Consider the following 13,313-nt stretch of genomic DNA (forward strand, 5'->3'; position numbering starts at 1 on the left):
GTTTACCTTTATATAATTATTATTGGATTTTTATGTTTATTGAAAAAGTGATGCCGCGCTTTAGCGAAACAGATGCACTCGGACACATTAACAATACCGTACTACCTGTATGGTTTGAAGTCGCACGTGGACCTATTTTTAAGTTTTTTACACCGGACTTAAATCCACATGATTGGAAATTGATTATCGCCAAAGTTGAAGTGTCGTTTGTGGGCGAATTATTTTATGGCCACGAAGTGACAGTTAAAACCTCTGTAGAGCATATAGGCACTAGCTCTTTTACGCTTAGACAGGAAGCATGGCAACACGATAAATGCTGCGCAATAGGCAAAGCTGTGATGGTGAGGTACGACTTTGTTGCTAAATCAAAACAAGCGCTTAGCATTGACGAAAAAGCGGCGCTTAACGAGCATATTTACCAAAGCAGTTAACCTTACGAGGCTTATATTTTACATAAGCCCATACTGAGCTGAATTATTGTAAATAATAATGGCAGCTGTAAATTTTTGTCGTGATTTTTTAACGCATTTAGATTGAGTTACAAGCGCTAGTTATATACTATTTATATTATATATTGTTGCGCCGTTATAACAGGAAATGTTAATTCGGTAATTTGATTGGAGAATGCGTGTGACATCTATTGCCAATAACCAACCTTTACAAGTTATTCAGCTCAGTGATGGTCAAAATTTAACAGCTGAAATTTTGCCATTTGGCGCAATAATAAAAAGCATTAAATTTAAAGAACAAGAAATGACGCTTAGCGTCGATGATCCTCAATACTATCTTGAAAACCCATTTTATCTTGGCGCTACAGTAGGTCGATACGCTAATCGCATTGCAAAGGGGCGTTTTAACTTATCTGGTATGCAGTATCAACTAGAAGCAAATAACGGCCCTAATAGCCTGCACGGCGGCGTTAAAGGCTTTAATAAAGTACTTTGGCAAGTAACCAAACAAACTGAAAGTGAAGTTGAACTTTATTATTGCTCGCCCGACGGCGAACAAGGTTTCCCCGGTGAGTTGCAGGTTTGGCAAACGATTAGCGCTAAAAACGGCGAGCTTACTCTGCACTTTAAAGCGCTAACCAATAAAGAAACGCTCGTTAACTTTACCAACCATTGCTATTTTAATCTTGATGGCAGCGAATCAATTAATGAACACCTTGTTCAAGTTAATGCCAATTACTATCTTCCTATTGATACAACTAGTATTCCACTTAATGAATCTGCATCAGTCACCGGTACCTGCTTTGACTTTACTAAGCCAGCTCAAGTTGGTGAGGCCTTAAGCGCCGTTCATCCTCAACTAGAAGCTGGAAATGGCTTTGATCACTGCTATATTTTTAATGATGACAGCAGTTTAAAGACCATGGCTACATTAACTTCGCCACACACGAACGTTAGTTTAACCCTTAAAAGTACGCAGCCAGGCATGCAGCTTTATACCGCAAACTTTGTTGGTTCGCCTTTTAAAGCACGGCAAGCTTTGTGTTTTGAAGCGCAAAATTGGCCAGATGCGCCAAATCGTGAAAATTTTCCAAAAGCTAATTTATTGCCGGGAGAGGATTACGAACAGGTTATTATTTACTCTTTTTCTGAATGAATACAGCATTCCAATGTTAATTTAAAGAAAATTAAAAGCAAAAATACAGTGATTAAATGCTATCCATAATTCAGGAAAAGGTTGCACTTTTTGCTGGTTTAAAGTATTTATAATATAAATAGTATTTGAAACTATATGCACTACCACAACGACACAACGACTACACACAATCAGGAGTTTTTAAAAAATGATAATTAACAATAAGTTATCGTTCAACAAGAAAACCGCGATCAGTATTGCTATCACAGGCATATTGGCAAGCGGAAACGTTGCAGCTCAAGGCGCTGAAGGCAATACGCCTACAGTAGTAAATGAAGATGTTGAAGTTATCGCAGTAACGGGTATCCGCAGCAGCTTACGTTCATCAATGTTAGATAAAAAAGCATCTAATGTTGTTACAGACGGGATTAAAGCAGAAGATCTTGGTAAATTTCCTGATTTAAACGTAGCAGAATCTCTGCAACGTATTACAGGTGTAGCAATTGACCGTAGTGGTGGTGAAGGCCAAGCGGTAACTATTCGTGGTTTTGGTCCACAATTTAATACTGTACTTGTTAATGGTCGTCAAATTGCGACAGACAGTGCAGGTCGTGAATTTAATTTTGATGTATTAGCGGCGGATCAAATCACCGGCGCTGATATTTATAAAAGTAATACAGCAACTCTTCAAGAAGGCGGCATTGGTGGTACGGTTAACGTAACTACAGCACGTCCTTTTGATTTTGGTGGTTTACATATTTTAGGTTCAGTTAAAGGTATGTACGAAAGCCTTTCTGAAGAAGTATCTCCATCAACATCATTCTTAATAAGTAATACGTTTAACGATGACAAGCTAGGTGTGCTTTTTGCCATCACTAATCAACAACGTAAACTTCAAAATAACCAAATTTTAACGGCTGGTTGGCGCGGTGGCCAAACAATCTCTAATCCAACGGATGGTGTATTGTTTGAAAATGCCTACATTCCACGTAACTGGGATCAAGTTGTTGATGAGCAAGACCGCGAACGAACAAACGCAAGTTTAGTACTACAATATGCACCGTCTGACGATGTTACGATTACTGTTGATGGCATGATTTCAAAATTTGAAGTTGATTCAACAGTACGCGATTTAGCATCTTGGTTTGAACCAGACCGCGTAGGTAGTGCAACGATTGATCCAGAAACAGGTACTCTTTTAACTTTCTCTCAAGAAGTTGGCTTAGGCGCGCCAAGTGGCGACCCTGCAAGTGACTTTGTATCACATACACGTAACTCACGTGATGTAACTAATAAAGCATTTGGTATTAACGTTGATTGGCAAGTAAACGAGTCATTAAAAGCTAAATTTGATGTATCTCGCTCAACAGCCGAAAACGACCGTGCGGGTAGAGATCGCTTTAACGTTGTAGGTGTTATCAATAGCTATACTTTTGACGGTACAGGCAGCATTCCTACTGTACAGCATGATGGTTTTGAAAATGGTTCGTTGCCAGATCCAAGCCTAGCGCGACTTCATTACAACGAAATTGGTAATCAATTTACAGATGAAGATGAAATTACTGAAGTAAAAGCCGATTTTGAATATGTGCCAGATAAAGGCCCCGTTGATCGCATTAACTTTGGTGCTTATCGCCAAGAACGTGAAAAATCAAGCTTTCAAATCTTTGGTAGCCAATGTCAGTTCTGTGGTTATGGTACACAAGCACCACTTGATGCAATTGATTTTGAAGCTTATACAGCGAGTAACTACTTCCCTGGTTTAATCGATACATTTTATAGCTACGATGGCGATAAAATGCTTGATTACTTAGCCGATCAAGGTTTCCCAGTAGAACCAACACTACAAAATAACCGTTACACAATTAACGAAGACATCACTAGCTTATACATGGACTTTACGCTTGGTTTTGACCTTTCAGATATGCCTGTAACAGTTAACTTTGGCGCGCGTTACTCAGAAACTGATATTGAAGTTGCTGCAATACAAAGCTTTATTAGCGATGTTATTCCAACGTCAGATGCGACATTGTTTGCTAACGTATTTGGCCCAGCTACAAGCATTGAACAAGGTACTAGCTACTCAAACTTATTACCGTCTTTAAATGTTAAGTTAGAGCTGCAAGACAACATGATTCTACGCTTTGCAGCGTACGACAGTATCACTCGTCCAACGATGTCTCAGCTATCTCCTGCGACAAACTTTAACGAGCCACGTCGTCAAAATTTAACGGCAAGTGGTGGTAACCCAGCACTTAAACCATTCCAATCAGAAAACTGGGATATCTCTTACGAGTGGTACTACAACGATGCTAACTTATTTAGCTTTGCAGTATTTAGTAAAGAAGTAGATGACTTTATTGTTACCCTAACAGGTGCCGAAACATACGAAATGTCTGATCGTTCAGGCCCTGATTTTGCGTGTACTACATGTACAGATCAAACAGATGACGAACTTATTGGTAGTTCAGAAGTTTACACTGTAAGTCGTCCTCAAAATGGTGAGTCTGCAACTGTAACCGGCTTTGAAGTCGGTGTTACTCACATGTTTGAAAATGGCTTTGGTTTTATTGCTAATGCAACTGTTGTGAATAGCGACATTAGTGTGGGTGACGATACTACACAAACATTTGCACTAGAAGGTCTTGGGGATTCACAAAACTTAATATTTTTCTATGAGCAAGAAAACTGGCAAGCACGTGTTGCATTTAACAACCGTGAAGGCTTTTTACGCTTAGTTGATAACGGCTTTAATGGTGAACCAGTGAACGTAGAAACTTACGGCCAGTGGGATATTAGTGCAAGCTACGATATTAACGAAAACTTCACTATTTTTGCTGAAGGCATCAACATCACTGAAGAAGAGTTAGTGCAAACAGGTCGTTTTGCTAACCAAATCTATTCAGTAGAAGATAATGGCTCACGTTACGCGTTTGGTATTCGCGGATCGTTTTAATTAATGATGGAGGCGTATTTTTCGCCTCTTAGTTTTCATTACAGCACCAAGGTGCTAATACCAATTAGGTTAATTTAGCAGTAATGTATATTAGTTAACCTAATTGGCCAAAATGAATACACATTAAATCAAAATGCCCTAACGGGCATTTGTTGTATAAAACGTTATCAGAAATACTCAAAGAGTAGTCCATTATGAATAAAGCAATAAAAACAGTAGCGGTAGTTGGCGGTGGTACAGCAGGATGGCTGAGCGCTGCAATTATAGCTTCGTATCACCAAGGTCAAAATGGTGACGGCTTAAAAGTGATGTTGGTTGAATCATCAGACATTCCAACTATTGGCGTAGGTGAAGGTACCTGGCCCACGATGAAAAACACACTTCAGCAAATAGGCTTGCGTGAAGTCGATGTGTTTAAAGCCTGTAATGCTACCTTCAAACAAGGCGGGAAGTTTGTAAATTGGACGCACGGCAATAATGACTTTTACTACCATCCATTTACTGTACCGCTAGGCTACGGCCGCATAGATTTAGCCCCTTATTTAGATAATGTTGAAGACTTTGCACAGCAAACTAATTTTCAACATGATATTTGCGAAGCAAGCTTAGCCCCAAGAGGTATAGCGCAGGGTGAATATCAAGGTAATTGTAATTACGCTTATCACTTAGATGCCGGCGCTTTTGCAGAAATGCTTAAACAGCATTGTAAAAGTAAGCTTGGCGTAGAGCATATTATTGGTACTGTTGATCAGGTAAAGCTTGATGACGGTGGTGCAATAAATGAGCTTACTCTAAAAGATCAAACCCGCACTATAAACGCCGATTTATTTATAGACTGTACTGGTTTTTCATCATTGTTATTAGGCCAAGCGCTCAACGTACCGTTTAAAAAAATGGACCACGTGCTATTTAACGACAGCGCACTGGCGATGCAAGTCCCTTACGATGAAAACGATAACTCCTTAGCCAGCCATACCATAGCAACAGCGCACAACGCAGGATGGATTTGGGATATAGGTTTAACGCATCGCCGTGGTGTAGGGCATGTCTATTCAAGCAAATTTTTATCAGACGATGAAGCAGAGCAAAACCTAAGAGACTATTTAGGCGATGCAGCAAACGGTTTAACTGCCCGTAAAATTAGTTTTGAATCAGGATACCGTGAGAAGTTTTGGCATAAAAACTGTGTTGCTATTGGTATGTCAGCAGGGTTTGTAGAGCCGCTTGAAGCAACCGCTATTATGCTTGTTGAAATTTCAGCACGCTTTGTAGCAGAGCACATGCCAGCAGATACACGAGTAATGCCTATAGTAGCTAAACGCTTTAACGAGCAAATGGATTACCGCTGGCAGCGTATTATCGACTTTTTAAAGCTTCATTACATGCTAACCAAGCGCTCAGAGCCTTACTGGCAAGCACATGTACAGCCCAATACTATTCCACAAACCCTGCAAGAAGATTTACTTCTTTGGGGAAGCCGTGGCCCGCTTATTCAAGATTTTCATGGCGCATTAGAGTTATTCCCTGCCGCCAGTTATCAGTATGTTTTGTACGGTATGGGCTTTAAGCCTGACTTTACTAAGCAAGCATATTTGTATTCACAGCATGTGCAAGCCAAACAAATAATTGAACGTAACAGCCAGCTTACACAGCAGATGTTGCAAACTTTGCCACCTCACCGTGCTTTTATAGAGCAGTGGTTAGCAGCTAACCCAGTTTAAGGATGTGTAACTATGGCTATTAGTGAACTAGTAAACACCAAACACCAAACATTAAAAATTAACCCCAATGCAGCCGTTGAATACGCAAAAACGCAGCATTTAGTTAATTTAAGAGCAAATGAAATAGCAAAAGCAGCCTGCGACTTACCTATTTTTTTAGCACGTAATACAAAAAATGGCAGTTATACAGTATCAGCGTTAACCAGCTTTAGTGCAGGTCAAAGTTTATTGGTTAATAACAACCAATGGCGGGCACTTTACACACCGGTATGTATGCAAACCCAGCCTCTTTATTTAATGACCCGAGAAGCAAATAGTAGCGATTATTTTATCGCGATTGATGATCAAAGCTCAGCCGTAAACACGCAGCAAGGTGAGGCACTATTTGATGCTAAAGGTAACCCGAGTTTATTTTTAAGTGCACAGCAAAAACTGTTAGAAAGCGACTTAAAAAATGACTATCAAACGTATCAATTTACCCAAGAAGTTGCGCGGTTAGGGCTTATTAAAAACATAGATATTGTATTGCAGTTTGAACAAGGCGAAACCCAAACTATTCAAGGTTTGAGCACCGTTGATGAAGACAAACTGCAAACATTAGATAGCAATACCATTGCAGAACTACAAAAGCAGGGTTACTTAAGTGTGCTTAACAGTATGCTTATTTCTCTGTTTCAGTTAAATGCATTGGTAAAGCTGCATAACCAACGTCCCGAACTTATGCCTTTAAAGCAGATTAAGTTAGAACTAAGTCGAGATGCGCACGCGCTGTAGCGTGCATTTTTTATTACACAGACATTGCGCATAACGCGCAGGAGACACACACATGTCAGATAACATTTTACAGCTGGTGGTTTTTGTTTTTGTCACCGCTTTAATTGGTGGCCTTACTTATTGGAAATGCCGAGGCCAAAATCGCAATAACGGACAAAGCCAAACCAAAGAGTATTTTTTAGCGGGCGGTGGCCTTACTTGGATGTTTGTTGCAGGTTCAATCACATTAACTAATTTAAGTACTGATCAGCTTGTAGGTATGAATGGTAACCAAATGGCTTTACTGGTTTGGTGGGAGCTTGCAGCAATTATAGGTTTGATTATTTTAGCCAAAGTGTTCATTCCTGTTTATTACAAATACAACTGTACAACGACCACAGAGCTTTTAGAAAAGCGCTATAACAACAAACATATTCGCGCTGTTATTGGTGGTTTATTCTTTTTAGGTAATGCACTTATTTATATGCCAGCGGTTATTTATTCTGGCGCGCTATTTATGCAAACCATGTTTAAGGTTGATATTCCGCTAATGTATATCGCCACCGCATTTGCCATTATTGGTGCTGTTTATGCGTTTTTTGGCGGTCTGCGAGCAGTTGCTGTATCCGATACCTACAATGGCATACTTGTACTAGGCATGGCTGTTTTAGTCGTGTTTTTAGCACTTAATGCGATTGATTATGACTTTACGGGTATTCCTGAGGAGCGCTTAACACTCATAGGCGATGCTGACTCACCTATTCCGTGGCCAACACTTTTAACCGGTATGATCTTTATTCAAATGTATTACTGGGGTACTAACCAAACAATCACACAGCGAGCAATGGCAGCACCTAATGTTAAAGAAGCGCAAAAAGGTATATTTGCAGCTGCGGGTATTCGTTTTTTAATCGTCCCTGCAATTGTGGTATTACCGGGTATTATTTCGTTTAAACTTTATGGCGATATTGGCGACGCTGCTTATGGTCGAATTGTGGGTGATGTAATGCCAGCATGGTTAACCGGTGTGTTCGCAGCGGCAATGGCAGCAGCTGTACTTTCTACTTACAACAGCTTATTAAATTCAGCTACAGCACTATATGTGTGTGACATTCACGAAGCGTACTTTAATAAAGAGCCAAGTGTTGTAAAGCTAAGTGGTTACGTAACATTGCTACTCACAAGCTTAACACTGGTACTTGTACCAATTTACCAGCAAGCAGATAGCATTATTAACTTACTACAGCAATTAAATGGCTTATTAAGTATGCCTATATTCTCAATTTTTGTAGTGGGCTTATTATTTAAAAATGTGGATGCACGTGCAGGTATTGCAGCAGTAATTTTAGGTGTTGTAATGTACGGCATGCTTACATTTGCAAACTCACCACTACATACTGACATTCATTACATTCACTTAATGCCAATTACACTGATTGTATGTGTAGCCTTTGCATTGATAGTAAATAAAGTGGTATTTGGTTTGAATGCGCAGTGGGCAGGTAAAACACCGGCACTTGATGACGCAGGCCAAGCACAAGTACAAAAATAGATTATAAATAGTTTCAGCTGACAAAATCGGTCATGGGGAAACTCTGGCCGATTTTTTTATATGTATTAAAAGCAACATGACAACTTCAAAGCGAAGGTTAGTTTAATACTTTTTATTACAGTGGTACTTCCAGTGAGTTTATCTGACTATTTGCGATGTAAAGACTATCAAAACCTAATTTATATGATATATACTATTATTATTGAATATCACTGTCTGATAGATTGTGGCTCAAGCAAAGAGATACATTTAGCACATAGTGTAGCTTACTAATTTTCGTTATATTTATAACTCACACAATGAACAAGAGGATAGGAAAATCATGGCCGACACTAAATCATTTTATCGATTAGACAGTGTAAACAGCACCGTTATTTTCGACTGCCAGAGCAAAACACCGGCGTTACTGTACTTTGGTAAACGCCTATCTGAGCAAACAACAGAAACAATGCTAACTCAGCTTGCTACGCGTCAAGAAGTAAAATGTGCCGTGGTTGAAGAAGCGCCTATTTCTCTATCTCCGTTATTAGGCGAAGGCTTTACTGGTGCGCCAGGGCTTGAGCTAGTAAATGATTCAATCGCATGGTCAGTAGGGCCACAACTTCAAGAAGTTCGTCAGCCTTCAGCCGCAACACTTGAATTTGTAAGCGTAGATAAGCTTCGTGGTATTGAAGTCGTGCACAGCATTACACTTGATAAAAGCACTGACGTACTAAGCGCTCATACTGTATTAACTAATTTAGGTGACTCATCACTGGGCGTTAATTTTTGCGCCGCGCCAACATTTCAATTGCCAGATAGCGTAAGCAAAATAGTGAGCTTTGAAGGTCGTTGGTCAAACGAATTCCAGCGTCAATCGGTTGATTTAGTCTTAGGCAGTTTTGTTCGTGAAAACCGTAAAGGCAAAACATCACACGATGTATTTCCTGGTTTATTAGTGCATAACGAAAATGCAGGCGAGCAGCACGGCGAATGTTACGGCTTTCATTTAGGTTGGAGTGGTAATAATAAACTACGCGCAGAGCTTTTAGCTGAAGGTCGTCGTTATGTACAAATGGGTGAGCTATTACTTCCTGGTGAGCTTACGCTTGCTAAAGGTCAAACGTATCAAAGCCCGAGCATTTATGGCTCGTTTTCGAGTGAAGGTTTTAGTGCGCTTTCTCGTAATTTTCATCGTTTTGTTAAAGCTAATTTACTTAGCCAAGCACAGCGTGAAAAAACGCGCCCTGTGCATTACAACACATGGGAAGGCATTTACTTCGATCACGACGTAGATACGCTTAAGCAACTAGCCGACAAAGTAGCGCCGTTAGGTATTGAGCGTTTTGTACTTGATGATGGTTGGTTTAAAGGCCGCCGTGGCGATAACGCTGGTTTAGGTGATTGGACAGTAGATTACAAAATTTACCCCGATGGTTTATCACCAGTCATTGATCATGTGAATAGCTTAGGTATGGAGTTTGGTATTTGGTTTGAACCAGAAATGGTCAACCCTGATAGCGATTTATACCGCGCGCATCCTGATTGGGTTTTAGGCTCCCAAAATAACGAACAGTTAAGCTTTAGAAATCAGCTCGTACTTGATTTAACGCGCTCTGAGGTTGTTGAGTACCTATACAAAGCAATTGACGATATTTTAGTTGAATACCCAACTATTAAGTACATTAAATGGGATATGAACCGCGATATTAACCATGCGGGTAATTTTGATGGTAAGCCAGCAGTGCACCAGCAAACATTAGCACTTTATCGTTTAATTGACCGTATTAAAGCGGCGCACCCAGGGCTTGAAATAGAAAGCTGTTCGTCAGGTGGTGCACGTGTAGATTACGGCGTACTTGCACACACAGACCGTGTATGGACGTCAGATTCAAACGATGCGCTAGATCGCCTTGAAATACAGCGTGGATGTTCGTTCTTTTTCCCATCGTCGGTTATGGGTGCACACGTAGGCCCACGTGATTGTCATATCACAGGGCGTAATGTGAGCATTGAAATGCGTGCTGCGGTATCAATGTTTGGCCACATGGGCATTGAAATGGACCCACGTGAGCTGACCGATCACGAATACAATGCACTTAAAGCGGCAATAGCACTACACAAAGAGCATCGTGAGTTTATTCATAGCGCCGATTTATACCGCCTAGATAGCGACGATTTATCAATTAACTTTGGTTTAATCGATGAGCAAAAAACAAAAGCGTTATTTGCCTATAACAGCGTTCGCGAAACACCGCGTACAGCGCCTAATAAGCTTCGTTTTGTTGGCCTAGATGCCGATGCGCAGTACACACTTAATTTAGTGTGGCCGGTAAAATTTGAAGAGTATCGCCCATCTTCTATTGCTGCGGTAAATGGTCAAACATTTACAGGTGAAGCGTTAATGCAGTTTGGCTTACAAATGCCAATATCATTTCCGCAAACATCGCTTATTTTTGAGCTTAATAAAGCTTAAATTTAACTAAGAGCAGTAAAAGGCGCTAATCGCTTTTATGCTGCTTAGCTTAGCTTAGCTTAGCTTAGCTTAGTTTAGATATCAGTAGTCAGCTCTATATTGTTTAGGGCTGGCTTTTTTATATCCTTTGTAAGCTAATTTAGTAAATTAACTTAGTAAACTCAAAAGTATCGAAAATAGAGTGGTTACGCTTGCGCGTAATTTTGCTTGTTACCCAACCAACGTTGAATTAGTGGGTCAACAACCTCTGGGTGTTGCTTAAGCATTTGCTGTGCAATCGGTCTTACTTGATTAAGTATGTGCTTATCGCGGGTAAGATCGGCAATTTTAAACTCGGCTAACCCTGTTTGTTTTGTACCGAGTACTTCACCAGGGCCACGAATTTCTAAATCGCGCTCAGCTATCACAAAACCATCGTTACTATCGCGTAGTACTCCTAATCGTTTTTGAGCGGTGTGAGACAACGGTGCGTGGTATAAAAGCACGCAATGCGATGCAGTAGCGCCACGGCCAACTCGCCCACGTAACTGATGCAGCTGTGCTAAGCCTAAGCGCTCAGGGTTTTCTATAATGATTAAGCTCGCATTAGGGACATCTACACCAACTTCAATAACCGTCGTGGCAACTAAAACATGTATATTACCTGCTTTAAACTCGCTCATAATGGCTTGTTTTTCAGCTGATTTCATTCGGCCATGTACTAAGCCTACGTTTAGCTCTGGTAGCGCTTCTTTTAACTGCAGTGCGCTGTCTTCGGCGGCTTGGCATTGCAGTACTTCAGATTCATCAATAAGTGTACACACCCAATAAACTTGGCGGCCTTGCTCGTTACACGCTAATTTAACGCGGGCAATAATATCGTCTCTGCGAGTATCTGGAAGTGCTACTGTTGTGATTGGCGTACGCCCTGGTGGCAGCTCGTCAATCACAGAGGTTTCTAAGTCGGCATAGGCTGTCATAGCGAGCGTACGTGGGATAGGTGTTGCGGTCATAACTAGTTGATGAGGGTAACAATCACCAAACTTACCCTTTTCGCGCAGTGATAAACGCTGGTGGACACCAAAACGGTGTTGTTCATCGATAACGATAAGCACTAAGTTATTAAACTTAACTTCATCTTGAAATAAAGCGTGAGTACCTACAATCATTTGCGCCTCACCAGAGGCTATTTTTTCAAGTGTTGCTACGCGCTCTTTGCCTTTTGTTTTACCGCCAAGCCAAGCAACGGTTATACCTAGTTGATTAAACCACGTTGTAAAATTAACGCCATGTTGCTCTGATAAAATTTCAGTAGGAGCCATTAAAGCTACTTGAAAGCCCTGCGCAATGGCTGTTAGTGCACTAAGTGCTGCTACTAGGGTTTTACCTGAGCCTACATCGCCTTGTACTAAACGCATCATTGGATACGCGTGTTGCATGTCGCCTTTAATTTCAGCAACTACGCGGCTTTGCGCATTTGTGGGTGCAAAAGGAAGTTGCTCTAAAAATTGGCTTTCTAATGTGTTTACCGGATTTAATGCCACGGCTTTAACTTGTTGCCCTTGCTCTCTTACTTTCAATAAGCTGAGGTTTTGAGCAAGTAACTCCTCAAATACAAGGCGCTGTTGAGCAGGGTGAGTACCTTGCTCTAATGCAGTTACATCAACATCATTTGGTGGGCGGTGCAGTAATAATAAGGCGTCACTTAGTGGCATATTTGATGGCTGCCACTGTGAAGGCAGTAGTTCTTCTACTGAGTATTTATGTAGTAAATCAATAGCCTGTTCGCTTAAAGCTCTAATCGATAGTTGCTTTAAACCTTCGGTTGTTGAATAAACGGGCGTTAATGTTGTCGCTACTGGTTGCTCGTTGGAAGTATCGCTGATGCTGTATTCAGGATGGCTCATTTCAAAGCCAACACGGCCACGGCGCACTTCACCAAAACAACGTATTATTTTACCTGCACTAAATGCGTTTTTTTGTGCGGCGGTAAAATTAAAAAATCGTAGTGTTAGCCTGGCAGTACCATCATTGATTTGGCAAACAAGCATGCGCCTTTTACCAAATGTAATTTGGCTTGTTTCAATTGTTGCTTCAACACTCACATGGCTATGCAGTGACAACTCGCTAATCGCGTATAAGCGAGTGCGATCTTCATAGCGAAGTGGCAAATGAAAAAGCATATCTTGCACAGTTAAAATACCTAGCTTTAACAAACGCTCAGCCATTTTTGGGCCGACCCCTTTGAGCTCTGTAATTGGGTATTGATTTAAGCTAGGTTTAGACAAAGTGTATCAATCTTATTATTTGTGA

8 protein-coding genes are annotated in these 13,313 nt (G+C 40.7%); 7 read left to right on the top strand and 1 reads right to left on the bottom strand.

Annotated features, from left to right (window positions below; translation table 11 throughout):
* The first annotated feature begins 32 nt into the window (after positions 1 to 32).
* The 7 genes from P20429_RS18380 (at position 33) to P20429_RS18350 (ending at position 11,021) form a co-directional block, all read left to right on the top strand.
* Entirely contained in the window at positions 33 to 431 is a 399-nt protein-coding gene (locus tag P20429_RS18380; protein WP_007579993.1) for a thioesterase family protein, read from the top strand.
* Between the two features lie 199 nt (positions 432 to 630).
* Positions 631 to 1,605 carry an aldose epimerase family protein gene (locus P20429_RS18375; RefSeq protein WP_007579995.1) on the top strand — a complete coding sequence of 325 codons (975 nt, stop codon included), beginning with the start codon at positions 631 to 633 and terminating at the stop codon, positions 1,603 to 1,605.
* Positions 1,606 to 1,792: 187 nt separating this feature from the next.
* Positions 1,793 to 4,540 (top strand): TonB-dependent receptor, encoded by a 2,748-nt coding sequence (locus P20429_RS18370; protein WP_007579998.1) that lies wholly within the window; start codon positions 1,793 to 1,795, stop codon positions 4,538 to 4,540.
* Between the two features lie 194 nt (positions 4,541 to 4,734).
* Positions 4,735 to 6,261 carry a tryptophan halogenase family protein gene (locus tag P20429_RS18365; RefSeq protein ID WP_007579999.1) on the top strand — a complete coding sequence of 509 codons (1,527 nt, stop codon included), beginning with the start codon at positions 4,735 to 4,737 and terminating at the stop codon, positions 6,259 to 6,261.
* A 12-nt stretch (positions 6,262 to 6,273) separates the two neighbouring features.
* Positions 6,274 to 7,035: a SapC family protein gene (locus tag P20429_RS18360; RefSeq protein WP_007580001.1), complete on the top strand. Its 762-nt coding sequence runs from the start codon at positions 6,274 to 6,276 to the stop codon at positions 7,033 to 7,035.
* A 52-nt stretch (positions 7,036 to 7,087) separates the two neighbouring features.
* Entirely contained in the window at positions 7,088 to 8,566 is a 1,479-nt protein-coding gene (locus P20429_RS18355; protein ID WP_007580003.1) for an SLC5 family protein, read from the top strand.
* Between the two features lie 322 nt (positions 8,567 to 8,888).
* A complete protein-coding gene (locus P20429_RS18350) occupies positions 8,889 to 11,021 on the top strand; it encodes an alpha-galactosidase (protein ID WP_007580005.1) in 2,133 nt (710 codons plus the stop codon).
* A 185-nt stretch (positions 11,022 to 11,206) separates the two neighbouring features.
* Here the strand turns inward: P20429_RS18350 and recG are convergent, their stop codons facing one another.
* A complete protein-coding gene (gene recG / locus P20429_RS18345; protein WP_007580007.1) occupies positions 11,207 to 13,288 on the bottom strand; it encodes an ATP-dependent DNA helicase RecG in 2,082 nt (693 codons plus the stop codon).
* Positions 13,289 to 13,313: the final 25 nt, after the last annotated feature.

The organism is Pseudoalteromonas sp. BSi20429 (assembly GCF_000238895.1).
Classification (GTDB): domain Bacteria; phylum Pseudomonadota; class Gammaproteobacteria; order Enterobacterales; family Alteromonadaceae; genus Pseudoalteromonas; species Pseudoalteromonas arctica.

What these genes read in the sequence shown, in the direction of transcription:
- P20429_RS18380 (WP_007579993.1), top strand. Translation starts at nt 33, where the DNA reads ATGTTTATTGAAAAAGTGATGCCGCGCTTTAGCGAAACAGATGCACTC.
- P20429_RS18370 (WP_007579998.1), top strand. Translation starts at nt 1,793, where the DNA reads ATGATAATTAACAATAAGTTATCGTTCAACAAGAAAACCGCGATCAGT.
- P20429_RS18365 (WP_007579999.1), top strand. Translation starts at nt 4,735, where the DNA reads ATGAATAAAGCAATAAAAACAGTAGCGGTAGTTGGCGGTGGTACAGCA.
- P20429_RS18360 (WP_007580001.1), top strand. Translation starts at nt 6,274, where the DNA reads ATGGCTATTAGTGAACTAGTAAACACCAAACACCAAACATTAAAAATT.
- P20429_RS18355 (WP_007580003.1), top strand. Translation starts at nt 7,088, where the DNA reads ATGTCAGATAACATTTTACAGCTGGTGGTTTTTGTTTTTGTCACCGCT.
- P20429_RS18350 (WP_007580005.1), top strand. Translation starts at nt 8,889, where the DNA reads ATGGCCGACACTAAATCATTTTATCGATTAGACAGTGTAAACAGCACC.